The sequence below is a fragment of the Pseudomonas sp. RC3H12 genome, assembly GCF_018596375.1.
In the GTDB taxonomy this organism is placed as follows: Bacteria; Pseudomonadota; Gammaproteobacteria; order Pseudomonadales; family Pseudomonadaceae; genus Aquipseudomonas.
In genome coordinates, this window is record NZ_CP075595.1 from 3,941,910 (window position 1) to 3,957,794 (window position 15,885).

General features: G+C 65.9%; 15 protein-coding genes. 6 read left to right on the forward strand and 9 right to left on the reverse strand.

The genetic code is table 11. The annotated features are described in order from the left end of the window. Positions 1–73 precede the first annotated feature (73 nt). On the reverse strand, positions 74–979 hold the full coding sequence (locus tag KHO27_RS17850) for a LysR family transcriptional regulator (RefSeq protein WP_102682106.1): 906 nt from the start codon (positions 977–979) through the stop codon (positions 74–76). Between the two features lie 260 nt (positions 980–1,239). Here KHO27_RS17850 and KHO27_RS17855 point away from each other — a divergent pair, with 260 nt between their 5' ends. The 3 genes from KHO27_RS17855 to KHO27_RS17865 all read left to right on the forward strand — a co-directional run bounded on the left by KHO27_RS17855 (position 1,240) and on the right by KHO27_RS17865 (position 2,616). Further along, positions 1,240–1,686: a universal stress protein gene (locus KHO27_RS17855; protein WP_111532077.1), complete on the forward strand. Its 447-nt coding sequence runs from the start codon at positions 1,240–1,242 to the stop codon at positions 1,684–1,686. Positions 1,687–1,795: 109 nt separating this feature from the next. Next, on the forward strand, positions 1,796–2,122 hold the full coding sequence (locus KHO27_RS17860) for a type II toxin-antitoxin system PrlF family antitoxin (protein WP_102682108.1): 327 nt from the start codon (positions 1,796–1,798) through the stop codon (positions 2,120–2,122). After that, entirely contained in the window at positions 2,119–2,616 is a 498-nt protein-coding gene (locus tag KHO27_RS17865; protein WP_214500566.1) for a type II toxin-antitoxin system YhaV family toxin, read from the forward strand. Before KHO27_RS17860 ends, KHO27_RS17865 begins: the two co-directional genes overlap by 4 nt. 44 nt (positions 2,617–2,660) lie before the next feature. Here KHO27_RS17865 and KHO27_RS17870 read toward each other — a convergent pair whose 3' ends face one another. From KHO27_RS17870 to KHO27_RS17885, 4 genes are read right to left on the reverse strand one after another with little or no spacing between them, the layout of a single operon-like run. Then, entirely contained in the window at positions 2,661–3,521 is an 861-nt protein-coding gene (locus KHO27_RS17870; protein WP_102682110.1) for an efflux RND transporter periplasmic adaptor subunit, read from the reverse strand. A 10-nt stretch (positions 3,522–3,531) separates the two neighbouring features. Next, positions 3,532–3,732, reverse strand: coding sequence for a DUF1656 domain-containing protein (locus tag KHO27_RS17875; protein ID WP_008097766.1), 201 nt, complete (start codon positions 3,730–3,732; stop codon positions 3,532–3,534). A gap of 4 nt (positions 3,733–3,736) precedes the next feature. After that, positions 3,737–5,914, reverse strand: coding sequence for an FUSC family protein (locus tag KHO27_RS17880; RefSeq protein ID WP_214500567.1), 2,178 nt, complete (start codon positions 5,912–5,914; stop codon positions 3,737–3,739). Beyond that, entirely contained in the window at positions 5,911–7,437 is a 1,527-nt protein-coding gene (locus KHO27_RS17885) for an efflux transporter outer membrane subunit (protein ID WP_214500568.1), read from the reverse strand. The genes KHO27_RS17880 and KHO27_RS17885 overlap by 4 nt, the downstream gene beginning before the upstream one ends. A 180-nt stretch (positions 7,438–7,617) precedes the next feature. Between KHO27_RS17885 and KHO27_RS17890 the strand changes: the two genes are divergently transcribed. Continuing rightward, positions 7,618–8,565 carry a LysR family transcriptional regulator gene (locus KHO27_RS17890; protein ID WP_110699994.1) on the forward strand — a complete coding sequence of 316 codons (948 nt, stop codon included), beginning with the start codon at positions 7,618–7,620 and terminating at the stop codon, positions 8,563–8,565. Positions 8,566–8,650: 85 nt separating this feature from the next. Further along, the gene (locus KHO27_RS17895; protein ID WP_214500569.1) at positions 8,651–9,625 is read left to right on the forward strand and encodes a 2-hydroxyacid dehydrogenase; all 975 of its coding nucleotides are present in this window, start codon (positions 8,651–8,653) and stop codon (positions 9,623–9,625) included. Between the two features lie 66 nt (positions 9,626–9,691). Here KHO27_RS17895 and KHO27_RS17900 read toward each other — a convergent pair whose 3' ends face one another. Next, on the reverse strand, positions 9,692–10,594 hold the full coding sequence (locus KHO27_RS17900; protein WP_111532073.1) for a DMT family transporter: 903 nt from the start codon (positions 10,592–10,594) through the stop codon (positions 9,692–9,694). A gap of 229 nt (positions 10,595–10,823) precedes the next feature. Between KHO27_RS17900 and KHO27_RS17905 the strand changes: the two genes are divergently transcribed. Then, entirely contained in the window at positions 10,824–11,699 is an 876-nt protein-coding gene (locus tag KHO27_RS17905; RefSeq protein ID WP_110700001.1) for a helix-turn-helix domain-containing protein, read from the forward strand. A gap of 57 nt (positions 11,700–11,756) precedes the next feature. On the opposite strand, the gene KHO27_RS17910 is transcribed toward KHO27_RS17905, so the two are convergent. The 3 genes from KHO27_RS17910 to KHO27_RS17920 all read right to left on the reverse strand — a co-directional run bounded on the left by KHO27_RS17910 (position 11,757) and on the right by KHO27_RS17920 (position 15,883). Then, positions 11,757–14,159 carry a TonB-dependent siderophore receptor gene (locus tag KHO27_RS17910; protein ID WP_111532072.1) on the reverse strand — a complete coding sequence of 801 codons (2,403 nt, stop codon included), beginning with the start codon at positions 14,157–14,159 and terminating at the stop codon, positions 11,757–11,759. Positions 14,160–14,363: 204 nt separating this feature from the next. Continuing rightward, positions 14,364–15,335, reverse strand: a complete 972-nt coding sequence (locus KHO27_RS17915; RefSeq protein ID WP_214500570.1) for a FecR family protein — start codon at positions 15,333–15,335, stop codon at positions 14,364–14,366. Next, a complete protein-coding gene (locus KHO27_RS17920; RefSeq protein ID WP_250888375.1) occupies positions 15,332–15,883 on the reverse strand; it encodes an RNA polymerase sigma factor in 552 nt (183 codons plus the stop codon). Before KHO27_RS17920 ends, KHO27_RS17915 begins: the two co-directional genes overlap by 4 nt. Positions 15,884–15,885 lie beyond the last annotated feature (2 nt).

The following is a 15,885-nucleotide window of genomic DNA, read 5'->3' on the forward strand; positions in this document are numbered from 1 at the left end:
TTGTCGGCAGCTTTATGTTGCGCCAGACGCAATCCAGATTGATTTGCCGGCTATGGAACGTAAACGTTGCCGATCAAGGATCGATGCTGCCGCAAGCCTTCAACGTCTGCCGCAACCAGCGGTGCGCCGGGTCATTGTCGAAGCGCGGATGCCAGGCCTGCATCACGTTGACCTTCTCCAGCGGCACCGGGATCTCGAACGAACGCAAGGGCAGCTTCAAGCGCTGCACGCTGTTGAGGATATTGGCCGGTATCGGCAGGATCAGGTCCGAATCCGGCAGCGAAAACATCGCCGAATGGAAGCTGGTGGTGATCAACGCCACTCGCCGCTCCACCTTGCAGTTGGCCAGCGACACGTCGATCGGCCCGTTGGCGCGACCACGCCGGGACACGCTGATCTGCGGGTAGGCGGCAAAACGCTCGGGAGTGATCACGGCATCGAAGATCGGGTGATCCTCACGGGCCAGGCCGACGAAGTAGGTGTTGAACAGGCTCTGCACCTTGATCTCCGGCCCCAGCTCGATGGCCGAGCTGATGATCAGGTCGATCTGCCCGTTGCGCAGCACCGCATCGTCATCGCCACTGCCCTCGGGCACGAAACGCAGCACCGTGCGCGGCGCCTGGGCCAGCATCATGCGCAGCAACTGTGCGCCATACAGGGCAATGAACAGGTCGTTGGTGCGGATGTTGAAGGCGCGGTCGAGGTTGACCAGGTCGACGGCATCGCGGCTGCGAAACACCAGGCCAGCCTGCTCCACCAAACCATGCACCTGTTCGCGCAGGGCCAACGCTCGCGGGGTCGGCACCAGGCCACGGCCGGCACGCACCAGGATCGGGTCGCCCATGGCCTCGCGGATTCGCCCGAGGGTCCGGCTCATCGCCGCCGGGCTCAGGTTCATGCGCTGGGCGGCGCCCACCACACTGCCTTCGTCGAGCAGCACATCGAGGGCGACGAGCAGGTTCATGTCCGGGAGTTGCATGGCCGTTTTCCGTGACTGCTGTGGGAAACGCGATGGTAACAGGTTGGCCGATTGCGTCTGACGCAATGGCGCCGTGCGTGGGGGACCATTTATTCGTAGAGGTTATTGAATCGACAATGGTGTGGCCTCACCGCCGGTAAGCCGCGGCGGCGAACCGCAGCGCCTACAGGCAGCGCATCTCCCTGTGGGCGCCGCGGTTCGCCGTTGCCACTTGCCGGCGATGAGCGCAGCACTGCCATCCATTCTCCAAAGGATTGCCCATGCCCCACCCGGTTCTGATCGCCATCGACGCCTCCCCGGCAGCCACCAGCCTGCTCACCCTCGCCCAGCGCTACTGCCGCCCCGGCGAGCACACCCTGCATGTGCTGCTGGCCATCGACTCGACCTTCGCCGTGCACGACAACCGCACCGCCTACACCGAGCAGGAGCTGGAGGAATACCCCGCCGCCTGCGACGAACAGCAACTGGCCGAGCACGCCGTGAACAGCGCCGTGTGCATGCTGCGCGAAGCCGGCTTCGACAGCCTGGGCTGCATGGTCGCCGGCCAGCCGGTGGAGGCGATCGTCGCCAAAGCCCGGGAGCTGGAATGCGAACTGGTCATCATCGGCCACCGCCACCTGTCACGGCTAGGCAGGCTGCTGGATCCGTCGATCAGCGCCAAGGTGATCGACCGGGTGAAGGTGCCCGTGCTGGTCGGGGCAGCCTGAGCCAGGAAAACCGTTGATCAGCCAGTACACACGAGGTAATGCAACTGCATTGACCAGGTAATGCACTCGCATTACCGTGGCCGATATTACCCCTCGCGGACTGACGACCATGGCTACTACCTTCGAAGCGGAATCGACCCTGACCGAGCGCTACCAGACAACGGTCCCCGAAACCGTTCGCCGCGCGTTGGGCCTGAAAAAGCGTGACAAGATTCACTACTCGATCCGCCCTGACGGAGCAGTGATACTCACCCGCGCAGAGACAGCCGAGGAAGACCCTGCCGTGGGGCAGTTCCTCGAATTCCTGGAACGGGATATCGCCACCAACCCGCAACGTTTGAAGGTTGTCGATGCAGAGTTTGTCGCTCGCCTGAAGGCACTGGTTGGCGATGAAGAACTCGATCTGGATCAACCTCTTTCGGCGGATGATGAATGACAGATGCTGACCTCCCCCCCGTTTCTTCAACTGGCTGGACGGTGTTCGCACACCCCATGTTCCTCGATAAGCTGGACCAGCTGAAAAACGAACTGGAGGTCCTTAAGCGCAAGGCCCCCGATAGCTACACCAGGAAGAATGCCTGGAAACGGCTGACTGCAATTATTCGCCTGGCTTTTGATGGCATCGCGCAGGATCCAACCAAAACCGAGTATCGCCAGGGCAACACCCTGGGAGATGCCCACCGGCACTGGTTCCGGGCGAAGTTCTTCCAGCAATATCGTTTGTTTTTCCGTTATCACGCGTCGAGCAAGATAATCGTCCTGGTTTGGGTAAACGATGACGACTGCCAACGCGCTTACGAAAGCAGTGACGATGCCTACAAAGTGTTCCGTCGCATGCTGGGCACCGGATACCCGCCTGATGACTGGAATCAGCTGTTACAGGAAGCGACTGCGGCAACAGCCCGATTCAACGCCACCCTCAAGCGCTGACACCTGCCTGCCAATGCATCGATGGCGTCAGCGCGAGGACTGGATCAACCCTCGCTCGGCTTGACCACCACGGTACACGTAGTCCCCGCCGCCAGCAGGAACCCTTCCGGCACTTCATCGATATGGATCCGCACCGGCACCCGCTGCGCCAGGCGCACCCAGTTGAAGGTCGGGTTCACATCGGCGATCAGCTCGCGGCTCTGCGGGTTGTCGCGGTCGTAGATCCCCCGGGCGATGCTCTCCACATGCCCTTTGATGCGCTCGCCGCTCATCATCTGCAGTTCGGCCACATCCCCTACCTTGACGTGGGGCAGCTTGGTTTCCTCGAAGAAGCCGTACACCCAGAACGACTGCTCATCCACCACCGCCATCACTGCCTCGCCGGTGCGGGCGTAATCGCCCTTGTGGATGTTCAGGTTGGTCACATAGCCATCGACGGTGGCAACGATCTGCGTGCGCTTGAGGTTCAGTTCGGCGGCGGCCAACTGGGCCTGGGCGTGCTGGTAGTCGGCCAGGGCGGAGCTGGCGATGTTGCTGGCGTCGTCGCGGTTCTCTTTCGAGATGACCAGGTTGTCCATGTCGGCGCGGCGCCTGGCGTTGACCTTGCGCATTTCCCAGGTGGCCTTGCGCGAGGCCACCAACGCCTTGGCCTGGTCCAGCGCCAACTGGTAGTGCTCGGGATCGATGCGGATCAGCACGTCGCCCTTCTTCACCCGCTGGTTATCCTTGACCGGCACATCCACCACATAGCCCGGCACGTCGGCGGCAACGTTGATGATATCGGCGCGCACCCGGCCGTCGCGGGTCCACGGCGTGGTCATGTAGTGCAGCCACAACTGGCGGCCGATCACCACGGCAGCGGTCAGCACCAGCAGGGTGGCGATCAGGCTGAAGAATTTTTTCATTGCAGGATTCTCACCAGTAGAGCGACAGCGCCAGGGCGCCGAACAGGCAGACGAACAGGCTCAGGCGCAGCAGCGCCGGGTGCCAGAAGAAGCGATAGCCATCATGGCTGGCGATGAACCGGTCCAGGCCCCAGGCCAGGCCCAGGGCGAACAGGAACATCAAGGTCATGGTGGGCATGTACACGCCATGGAAGGCGATCTCGCGGGGCATGGTTTCACGGAGCATCGTGTAGTCCTTTCGCCGGTGCCAGCGGCGACTGTGGGTCGAGCAGGGAAGAACGGATGAAATGCAGGTAGCTCTGCGCCCGGCGCAGCACCGAGGTGTCGAAGTGCCGGGCGAAGGGTTCGTCGGTGGCCTGCACGCGGCTGATGGCATGGTCCACTGCCACCAGGGCGCGTTCGTGGTTGCTGGCGCTGGGTTGCAGGAACAACCGCGCCAGGGCCCGGCCCATGACACGGATGGCCTGGCGCCACGGCTGCGACTCGGCGTAGGCCGGGTGCACCGGGGCGCGAGCCTGCTCCTTGCGCAGCTCGATAATGGCGTGGCCGATCTCCAGCACCGTGAACATCCAGCCCATCAGCTGGCTCTGCACCTGCGGCTTGCCGGCGGCCAGGCCGTAGGCCTGGTGCAGCAGGTCGCGGGTACGGCTCTCGAAAGCCGAGCCCAGCCCGCGCAGGCGCCCGCTGATGGCGAACAGCACCTGCTCGCGCAGCTCCTGCTCCAGGCGGCTCCACAACCAGCGGCTGTTGGGCGGCAGGATGATCGCCCCGGCCGCGGCGCAGACGAACATGCCGATGACCATGCCGATGTAGTCGTTGATGAAGGTGTAGGGGTCGTAGACCGTCAGGTTGTTGGGCACCGAGCCGATGGCAAAGAACACCAGCAGGCCCAGGCCGTAACCGGCATAGGCCGGGCGCGAGGCAAGGAACGCGCCGAACACGAACACCGGCGCCAGGACCATGCACAACAGCGCGAAGCCGTCGATCCAGGGGAACACGAAGAAGGTTTCGAAGAAGCCGACGAAGGCGCCGATCGCCGTGCCGCAGGCCATCTGGAACGCCATGCGCTTGGGGTTCGGCGATGCCGCCGACAGGCCCACGGTGACCGTGGCGATCAGCGTCATCATGCCGCCACTGGGCCAATCGCTGAGCAGCCAGTAGCTGCCCAGCAGCAACAGCACCGCCGAGGCGCGCACCCCAGCGGCCAGCGATACCAGCCAGCTGGTCTGGGCCACATAGGGTTCGTCCCACTGTTCGCGTTCGTGCTTGTGCACGGCCAGCGAGGCGTGGGTCTCGGCGTAGCTGTACATCTCGTCGACGAAGCGGTACAGCAGCTCGAAGGCGGTGTGGAAGTCGAGCAGGTCGGCCTCGCTGGGGCGGGTCTGCAGATACTCGGCGCGCAGACCACGCACCTGGGCCTGCAGGCCTTCCTTGTAGGTGCCCAGCTCCAGGGCCAGGCGCAAGGCGTCGGCGTCGGTCAGTGCCCGGCCGACGTAGGGCTGCAGCAGCTCGGCCAGGGTGGCCAGCCCGGGTTCGATGGCGCCGACGATCTGCAACGGGCCACGGGCGCGCAGGCGCTCGAGCAACCGGTGCAGGGCGTTGAAACGCGTGGTGATGGCCATGAACTCGCTGTTCATGCGTACCAGCCGACCTGAGCGCCGGCGCATGTGCGGGTCTTCGAAGGCGGTGACGTTGCGCAGGCTCTCCAGGCCCACCGCCTCGGCGACAAAGCGCACGTTGCTGGTCTCGAAGCGGTCGCGCTGGCTGTCGCCGCGCAGGGCCTCGACCACCACCCCGGCGAATACACCGAAGCGCTGGTACAGGGCGTTGCGCATGGCGGCACTGGCCGATTGCGGCAGGATCGCAGCGCTGACGAAAGTCGAAACTAGAATCCCCAGGGCAATCTCCAGCACCCGCCACACCGCCGCCATGAACGCCTGGTCGGGGTGCTGCAGCACCGGCAGGCCGATCATCGCCGCGGTGTAGCCGGCCAGCACGAAACCATAGGCGCGGAAGGTGCGATAGCGCATGGCGCCCGCCGAGCACAGGCCGACCCACAGGGCCAGGCTGGGCAGGAACAGCTCGGTGTTCTGCGGGAAGATCGCGATCAGCGCGACCATCATCGCCGAGCCGGCCAGGGTGCCGAGCACCCGGTAGAAACTCTTGGCGAACACATGGCCGCTCTGCGGCTGCATGACGATGAACACAGTGATCATCGCCGTGCGCGGCTGCGGCAGCTCCAGGCGCATGGCCAGCCACAAGGTGATGAAGGCGGCGGCCAGGACTTTGAAGATGTAGACCCAGGTGACGCCGTCGGTCCGCGCCCAGGCAAAGAAACCCCGGCGCCATTCCAGGCTCCGCAGCCAGCGCAAGGGCAAGCTCGATGTGCTCATTCGGCGTAATCCGGCGTGTCGAAGATGGCCAGGGTGGCCGGCGTTTTCGGTGCGGCCTGGCGCTCTTCGTCCGGCACGTCCTTGCCCGCCTCCAGCCCGCCGCCCAGGGCCGTGACCAGTTCGGCATGGGCCACCAGGCGCGCGGCCTGTACCTGCTGCTGCACCTGCTGCTGGCGGAACAGCAAGGTCTGGGCGTTGAGCACGTTGAGGTAGTCGGTGAGCCCGCGCTGGAAGGCGACGGTGGCGATGTCGTAGGTCTTCTGCGCGGCGGCGACGGATTCGGCGGCGAAATGCGCCTGCTCCTTCATCGATTCACGTCGGATCAGTTGGTCGGAGATGTTCTTCAACGCGCCGATCACCGTCTGGTTGTAGTGCGCCACGGCCACGTCATAGTCCGCCGAGGCCACGCCCAGCTGCGAGCGCAGGCGCCCACCATCGAAGATCGGCAGGCTGATGGCCGGCCCGACGTTGTAGTTGAATTTACGCCCGGTGATAAATTCCAGCGGGCCGCCCCCGGTGGCCATGAAGCCCAGGCCGCCGACCAGGTCGACATTGGGGAAGAACCCGGCGTGGGCCACGTCGATGCCACGGGCCTGGGCCGCCACCTGCCAGCGGCTGGCAACCACGTCGGGGCGCTGGCCGACCAGTTCGGCGGGCAGGTTCGAGGGCAGTTTCAGCGGCGCGCCGAGGGTCAGGGTCGGGCGTTGCAGTGTCGCGCCCTCCCCCGGCCCCTTGCCGGCCAGGGCTGCCAGCTGGTTGCGGGTCAGGGCGATCTCTTCGTTGAGGCTGTCGATCTGGCGGTGGGTTTCCGGCAGCGGCGCCTCGGCCTGGCTGACTTCGAAATGGGTACCGATGCCACCGTCCAGGCGGCGCTTGGCCAGGGCGACGATCTGCTCCTGCTGCGCAAGCTCGGCCAGCACGATATCGCGCCGGGCGTAATGCAGGCTGAGCTGGATGTAGGCGCGCACCACGTTGTTCTCCAGCTCCAGCTGGGCCTGGCGCGCCTCGGCGACGCTCATGTGCGCCTGGTCCACGGCCTGCTCGCTGGCATTGCGTTCACGGCCCCACAAGTCCAGCGCGTAGCTCAAGCCGATAACGGCGTTGTTGTCCCAGGTGTTGGCGCCGGACAACGCACCAGGGCCGTAGAACTGATCCTCCGGCCAGTTATGGCGCTTGAGCGTGGCAGTGCCGTTGACCTGCAGCTTTTCCGCCGACTCGACCACGCCCGCCATGGCCTTGGCTTGGCGCACGCGTGCAGCGGCCATCGCCAGGCTCGGGCTGCCGGCCACGGCCTGGATGATCCAGGCGTCGAGTTGCGGGTCGCCATAGGCGCGCCACCATTGCTGGGCCGGCCAGTGGGCGTCGCGCGCAGCCTCACGGATGGCGTCGTCAGTGGTCAGTTGGTTGGCTTGGAGTGTCTTGCTTTGCGGGGCGATGCCCCAGGTTCCGATACAGCCGCTCAAGGTGAGACAAAGGGCACAGGCACTGAGCGCGCTAAGCGCTCTGATGTTGCGACGCGGCACAGCTGCGATTTCCCGAGGAAGAGGTGGAGGGGCCGGGCAATTCTAGGGGCGGGTTTCATTGGCGATAAGCGTATATTCCTGCGAATCTTTGTTACCAAAACAGCGATAATCCGGCTTTAGTCGGAAGCGAAACAGCGTTACTTCATGTCACAATTTTGTCCTCTAAACCGAGAGTGACCCATGGACACCCTGCAAAACATGCGTGCTTTCAGTTGCGTGGCCCAGCTCGGCAGCTTCACCGCTGCCGCGGCGCAACTGGACACGACCACCGCGAACGTGTCGCGGGCGGTCTCCAACCTGGAAGCCCATCTGCAAACCCGCCTGCTCAACCGCACCACCCGGCGCATCGCGCTGACCGAGGCCGGCAAGCGCTACCTGATGCGCTGTGAACAGATTCTTACCTACGTGGAAGAAGCCGAGGCCGAGGCCAGCGATGCCCATGCCCGTCCCGCCGGGCAGCTGAAGGTGCATTCGATGACCGGTGTCGGCCAGCATTTCGTGGTCGACGCCATCGCCCGCTACCGCGAGTCGCACCCAGACGTGACCTTCGACCTGACCATGGCCAACCGCGTGCCCGACCTGCTTGATGAGGGCTACGACGTGTCGATCGTGCTGGCCAGCGAGCTGCCCGACTCGGGGTTCGTCTCCCAGCGCCTGGGCATCACCTACAGCATCGTCTGCGCATCGCCCGACTACGTGGCGCGCCACGGGTTCGCGCACAAGCCCGCCGACCTGCTCAAGCATGCCTGCCTGCGCATGGTCAGCCCGGTGATCCCGCTGGAGAAATGGCTGTTCGACGGCCCCGAGGGACAGGAGGTGGTCAATATCACCACCTCACCGTTCCAGGTGAACTCCGCCGATGCGATGAAGACCGCGATCCGCAGCGGCATGGGCGTGGGCGTGCTGCCGATCTACACCGCCATCGATGGCCTGCGTGACGGCAGCCTGGTGCGGATCCTGCCGCAGTACCGCCTGCAGGAGCTGAACCTGTATGCGATCTACCCGTCGCGCCAGTACCTCGATGCGAAGATCAAGACCTGGGTCGAGTACCTGCGCAACTCGCTGCCGGAAATCCTCGCCGCCCACGAGGCCGACCTGAAAACCCACGAGCTGCTGATCGCCAACTGAAAAAGCCGGTGCATTCGGGCGGGGGACAATGGTAGGTTGCTAAGCAACGACACCGCCCCTACCCGCCTTGCAGAGAAGCAGCCCGATGAAAAAGACCGTCCTGGCCTTCAGCCGCATCACCCCGGCCATGGCCGAGCGCCTGCAACACGACTTCAACGTGATCGTGCCCAACCCCAAGCTGGGCGACATCGCCGCCCAGTTCAACGAAGCCCTGCCCGAGGCCCACGGCCTGATCGGCGTTGGCCGCAAGCTGGGCCGGGCGCAGCTCGAAGGCGCGGGCAAGCTGGAGGTGGTGTCCAGCGTCTCGGTCGGCTACGACAACTACGACCTGGACTACTTCAACGAGCGCGGCATCGCCCTGACCAACACCCCCGACGTGCTTACCGAAAGCACCGCCGACCTGGGCTTCGCCCTGATCATGGGTTGTGCCCGGCGCACCGCCGAGCTGGACGCCTGGACCAAGGCCGGCCACTGGCAGGCCACCGTCGGCCCGGCGCAGTTCGGCAGCGATGTGCACGGCAAGAAACTGGGCATCGTTGGCCTGGGCAACATCGGCGCGGCCATCGCCCGGCGTGGCCGTTTCGGTTTCAACATGCAGGTGCTGTACACCGGCACCAGCCGCAAGGCCGCGCTGGAACAGGAGTTGGGCGCGCAGTTCCGCAGCCTGGATGAGCTGTTGGCAGAAGCCGATTTCGTCTGCCTGGTGGTGCCGCTGTCCGACGCCACCCGCAAGCTGATCGGCGCCCGCGAGCTGAAGCTGATGAAACCCAGCGCGTTCCTGGTCAACATCGCCCGTGGCCCGGTGGTGGACGAAGCGGCACTGGTCGAGGCACTGCAGGAAGGGACCATTCGCGGCGCTGGCCTGGACGTGTACGAGAAAGAACCGCTCGGCGATTCGCCGCTGTTCAAGCTGCCCAACGCCCTGACCCTGCCGCACATCGGCTCGGCCACTGCCGAGACTCGCGAAGCCATGGCCAACCGGGCCATCGACAACCTGCGCTCGGCCTTGCTGGGCGAGCGGCCACAGGACCTGGTGAATCCGCAGGTGTGGAAAGGCTGAGCCGTTCCGCCCGAGCTACCGGCCCTGTCGCAGCCCGCTCCCACTGCAGACTGCGACAGGGCGCCATTACTTGACTGCCAGCTCCCCTTCCACAGGCCTGGGCTTCGGCTTGCGAAACACCAGCACATTCCCCGCCATCACCGCCACCAGCCCCAGCAACGCCGGCGCTGTCCACTGATAACCCTCGGCGAACGCCGACACATTCAACGCCACCAACGGGAACAGCACGGTGCAGTAGGCGGCCCGCTCCGGCCCCATGCGCCCGACCAGGGTGAGGTAGGCGGTAAAGCCGATCACCGAGCCCGGGATCACCAGATACAGCAGCGAGCCTATGTAACGCGTGTTCCACTCCATATCGAAGGGGATCCCCCTGAGCAGGCAATACCCCGCCAGCATCGACGCGCCATAAACCATGCCCCAGGCATTGGTGGTCATGGGTTTGAGCCCGGCCTTCTGCTGCACGCTGGAGAGCATGTTGCCTGCGGAGAAACACAACGTGCCAAGCAGCGCCAAGCCCAGGCCATAAAGGGTTTCGCGGCTGGCGGCATGATGGGAAAGCTCCGGCCAGAACAGCAGCCCCAAGCCCAGCAGCCCCATGGCCCCGCCGCCAAGCACATTGGCGGCGATCTTCTGGCCGAAGAAGATCCGTGCATTAATCGCGTTCCACAGGGTGGCGGTGGAGAACACCACGGCGATCAGGCCGCTGGCGACCCACTGGCTGGCGGTGAGGAAACACATGAAGTTGACGCAGAACAGGCACAGCCCCTGGGCCAGGCACACCAGATGGCCCCGGCGGTTCATCGGCTGCAGGCGGCGGGTGAGCAGCAGCAAGACGAACAGGATCAACCCGGCCAGGGCGAAGCGGTAGACAATCGACACCGGGATGGCGACTACCCCCAGTTGCAATTTCAGGGCGATCCAGGTGGTGCCCCAGATCAGGACGGTGAGCAGGTAGAGCGACAGGTTCATGGCGACTTCCTCGAACAGGCTTTCGGCCCATCGCGGGGCAAGCCCGCTCCCACGTTTTGGCCACCCTGGCGGGCTGGCGTGGGAGCGGGCTTGCCCCGCGATGGCCGTCACAGGCAAACAGTGTCTTCCCGAGCTTCACGCCTGCGCTTGCATAAACTTGCGCTTTTCCTCTTCGGCCAGCTGCCTTCCCGCCCGCGCCGCAGTACGATGGCCTTCAGAGGAGTCTCCCATGCCCGCACTCGACCACCTGCAAGTCTTCAACGCCATGCATGCCTCGCCCCACGCCCGGCTGGAGCTGAGCGCGCACCTGGGCGACGGGCTGGCGGCGGCGTTGTGGAGCAACCGCGACGACGCCCGCGACTACCAGGCGCCCAGCCACCACACGTTGTCGTGCTACATCGCCGACGGCACCGGTACCTTCCGCCGCCAACGCCCGGCCGACAAGGGCGCGCCGGGCAAGCTATGCATCATGCCGGCCGGCCATGAGTCCAACTGGGTGGTCAACGGCACGATCCGCCTGGCCCACCTGTACATCAGCGAACAGCAGTTCGCCCTTGGCTGCACCCGCCTGCTGGACCGCGAGCCGCGTGAAATGCAGCTGCACGAGGCGACCTTCCTCGACGACCCGCAACAGGCCGCACGCTTTCGCCAGCTGATCGGCCTGGACTGGGCCGAACCCGGCGAGCGCCTGCTGGCCAGCAGCCTGGCCCACGACATCATCGACCACGCCGTGCTCAATCAGGCCGGCCTGCGCCAAGGGCTCAAACTCAAGGGCGGCTTGGCGCCGCACCAGCGCCGACAACTGGTGGACTTTATCGAGGCCCACCTCGACCAGGCGCTGACGCTGGGCGAGCTGGCGCTGCGCTGCAACCTGTCCGAATACCACTTCGCGCGGATGTTCCGCGCAAGCTTCGGTCTGCCGCCGCATCAGTACCTGCTGGCCCGACGGCTGCAAAAGGCGTGTCACCTGCTGCGCATGGGCACGCTGCCCCTGGGCGAAGTGGCGCTGCTGTGCGGTTTTGCCAGTGCCAGTCACTTCAGCAACCGGTTTCGCCAGGCGTTGGGAGCGACGCCAGGGGAGTATCGGGCGGCGTTCTGCGCCTGACTGCCGGGCGCTATCGCGGGGCCCGTCCGCTCCCACGCCGCCCATCATCGGTTGGCGTCAGAACTCGAAGGTGCTCGACAGGCTGACTTGCCGCGCATCCCCCACGGCGACGAAGTAACGGTTCACCGCCGAGCTGTAGTACACCTTGTCGAACAGGTTCTTCACGTTCAACTGCAAGCGCACCTTGTGCTCGTCCAGCTTGGTTTCGTAGCTGGCGAAGGCATCGGCCACGGTGTAGGCCGGCATGTCGAAGTCGTTTGTCGCGTTGCCCGCTCGCTCACCCACGTAGCGCGCACCTGCCCCCAGGCGCAGGCGATCACCGCCGAACAGGCTGCCGTAGTCGTATACCGCCGAAAGCGAGCCACTGTGACGCGCGACGTTCTGCAGGCGGTTGCCCTTGAGCTGTGGGTCCTTGGTGACCTCGGCGTCGGTGAAGGCATAGGCGCCGATCAGGCTCCAGCGCTCGCTGAGTTGGCCGGTCAGGTCCAGCTCGACACCCCGTGAGCGGACTTCCCCTGCGTTGCTGTAGAGAATGGTCCCCGGCTGGGTGTCGCCATCGGCCACCAGCACGTTGCGCTTGGTGATGTCGAACAGCGCCAGGGTACCGCTCACCGCGCCCGGCACGTCGAGCTTGGCCCCCAGCTCCCAGGACTTGCCCTCCTCCGGCGCGACGCCAGAGTCCAGGGTCAGGGTGCGACCACCGCCGATGCTCAGCGGGGCGATGGTCGAGTTGGGCTTGAACGACTCGCTGTAGCTGCCATAGAACGACAACCGCTCATCGACCTTGTACACCACGCCCGCATGGGGCACCCAGGTCTGGTCGCGGGTGTCGGTATTGACGTTGAACGGTCGGCCACGGCCGGCGTACTGGTCGTACTGCTGGAAACGCCCGCCGGCCACCAGGATCCAGTGCTCGTCCAGGTGCCAGGCGTCCTGCAGGAACAGCGAATCGGTGCGCAGCTTGTCGGTCTGGTCGCTGTCGCTGGCGCGCACGCTGGTGCCTTCCACTTCGCGGCCATAGACCGGGTTCAGGTAGCTGAAGGTCGAGCGGCTGTTCTGGCGGATCAGGTCGGCGCGGTAGACCTTGCGGTCCTCGTGATCGACACCGACCACCAGGTCGTGGCGCATGCCCGCCAGCTCGACGCTGCCGTTGAGGCTGAAGGTGGCGAACTGGTCGCGGCTCAGGGCGCCCCGGGTGCCGTCGATGCTGCGCGACAACGTGCCCTGGCTTTCATCCACGCCGGTCACGCGCACCTGGCTGGCGTCGTAGGTCTCGCGGTTGAAGCTGTAGCCGACGTGCAGCTTCCACGCATCGTCCAACTGATGATCGACCTCCAGGCGGTACAGGTCAGAGCGGCCCTCCATGTCGTTGAACGGCTCGTCCAGGCGGCGGGTGGCAGGAGTATTCAGAGGATGGCCGTCGCTGCCGAAGGCGGTACCGCGGTCGAACGGGTAGCGAAACTCGCGGTGCTCATAGGCCAGCACCACCTGGGTGTCCTCGCCGTACCAGGCCAGCGACGGCGCCACCAGCGATTCGCGGTGCACGCCGAAGTTGCGCCAGTAGTCTTCATCCTCGTGATCGACGATCAGGCGATAGGCCAGGTTGCTCTCCCCCAGCGCACCGGTGCTGTCCAGGCCGCCGCCGCTGCCGTTCTTGCCGCTGCCGTAGGTCGAGCCGCGCAGGGTCAGGGCGTTGTACTGCGCAAGTTGCGGGCGCTTGCTGACCACGTTGATCACCCCGCCCGGGTCCTGGATGCCGTACAACAGCGAGGCCGGGCCCTTGAGCACCTCGACCCGTTCGGTACTGGCATTGAGCGCGCGGCCCTGCACGATCGGCATGCCGTCGCGCATGATCGAGCCGTCACGGTTGTCGCCGAAGCCACGCTTCATCACGGTGTCGGCGGTACCGCCGAAGTTGTTGCCCTGGGTGATGCCGCTGACGTTGTACAGGGCATCGTCCAAATTGCGCGGCGCCTGGTCGCGGATCACCTGGGCCGGGACCACGTTCACGGCCTGCGGGATATCCAGGGTCGCGCCCTGGCCGCGCATGATCGAGGCGCTGGCCGGCGGCTGGTAGCTGTAGTCGTCCAGCTGCGAGTTGATGGTGGTGGCCTGCAGGTTCAGCGCGCCGGAGGTGTCGACCGGCTCCAGGGTCAGGGTGCGGGCGTCGAGGCGGCGCCAGGCCAGGCCCGAGTTGCCGAGCAACTGCTGCAGCGCCTGCTCGGCGTCGAAGGTGCCGTTCAGCGCCGGGGCCCGCAGGTCCGGTAGCGTCAGGGTATAGACCACGCTCTGCCCGGTGGTACGGCTGAAGGCGTTGAGTGCCTGGGCCAGCGGCTGGCTGGGCTGGGCGAAGGCATAGACCTGGCTCTGCTGGGCGGCCACGGCAGGGGGCACGACGGCCATGGCGGACAAGCTGCAGAGGCCGAACCAGAGCGAGACGCAACGCGGGGTGAACTTCATGGACGCGGACCTGTGGGCGGGATGATCGTATGCGAATGAATCGCACTTCCACTCACTACACGGATGCCGGCGTGGGGTACCTCATCACCTGATGGAAATATTTTGCTGTTCCGACGCTATCGCGGGGCAAGCCCGCTCCCACGCAATGGCTTATGGGAACGGACTGGTGGGAGCGGGCTTGCCCCGCGATGACATCGGCTCAGGTCAACGCAAAATGGTCAACCGGCCCAGCAGCGTCTGCCGCTCGAACCCCATCACCTTGCCCAGCGAATCCAGCGCGGCCAGCGGTTCCGTCACCGGGAAACTGCCACTGACCTTGCGCTGCGCCAGCTCACCGTCGAGCAGCAGGATCCGCCCCGGGTAGTAACGCCCCAGGTCCTCGAGCACCTGCGCCAACGGCACCTGGTAGTAGTTCAGCCAACCCTGGCGCCAAGCCAGGCGGCTGTCGCTGTCCACCGCCTCGACCCCAGCGGCCACACCACCGGCATAGGCCAGCTGCTGGTTGGCTGTCAGTTCCCGGGCCGGTTGCCCTTCGGCCGCCGTCACCGCCACCCGCCCGCTGCGCACCGTGACCTGCGCGCCGTCACCCTGCCCGCGCACCTCGAACTGGGTCCCCAGCACCCGCACTTCGCCGCCCTGGGCATCCACCAGGAACGGCTCGCCGGTATGGGTCACCTCGAAGAATGCGGCGCCGCGCAGCAACCGCACACGCCGCTGCCCATGGGCGAAGTCCACCGCCACGGCGGTACCGGCATCCAGGGTCAATTGCGAACGATCGGCCAGGGTCACCTGGCGCACCTGCGCGCCGCTGGTGTAGTCGGCACGCAGGTCCTGCAGCCAGAACTGCGGCTGCCAGCCTGCCGCGAATCCCAACGCCAGTACCAGGCTCGCCGCCACCGCCAGGCCGCGCCACGGTCGCTTGCGCTCGGGCCGGCGCATGGCCTCCAGGTATGCTTGCAGACCTTGGTGCTCCTCGGCCGCCAGCCGCGCCGCCGGCGCCTCGCTCAGGCGCCAAAGCGCCTGGGCCTCGGCATAGGCCTGGCGATGGGCGGGGCTCTCCAGCAACCAGCGTTTGAACGCCGCGCCCTCGGCCTGCGCCGGCTGCTGCTGGATGCGCCCCAGCCAACGCAGGGCGGCCTGGGACTGGGCGGCAGTGATCGGCTGTTCAACACTCATCGACGGGCGCTCCCTGGCCGGCGCAATGGGGACGCGGGTTCGGCAACACTCGCCTTGCACGCTTCGAGGGCGCGCATCATATGCTTTTCCACCGCGCTCTGGGACAGTTGCATGGCCTTGGCGATCTCGCCGTAGGTGCAACCATGGATGCGGCTGAGCAGGAAGATCTGCCGGGTGCGTTCGGGCAGGGCCCGCAGGGCCGCCTCGATGCGCTGCAGGTCGTGGTCGACCTCCAGGGCCTGCTCGGGCGCCTGGGCGCAGTGCGCTTCGTCGGGGTCGTGCAACCCCTCGGCAGCGCGGTCGCGGCTGCCCTCGCTGCGCAGGTAGTCAATGGCCAGGTTGCTGGCGCTGCGCAGCAGGTAGGTGTCGAGCGCCTCGACCTTCACCTCGGGGCGCCGCCAGAAGCGCAGGAACAAGTCCTGCACCAGATCCGACGCCGTGGCGCGGCAGCCGACGCGCCGGCTGACCAGCGCCTCCATGCGCGCGCGCTGGGCGAGGAACACCTGGAGGAAGCGTGCCCGCCCGCCGCCGGCCTCGGAGTCGCTCAAGG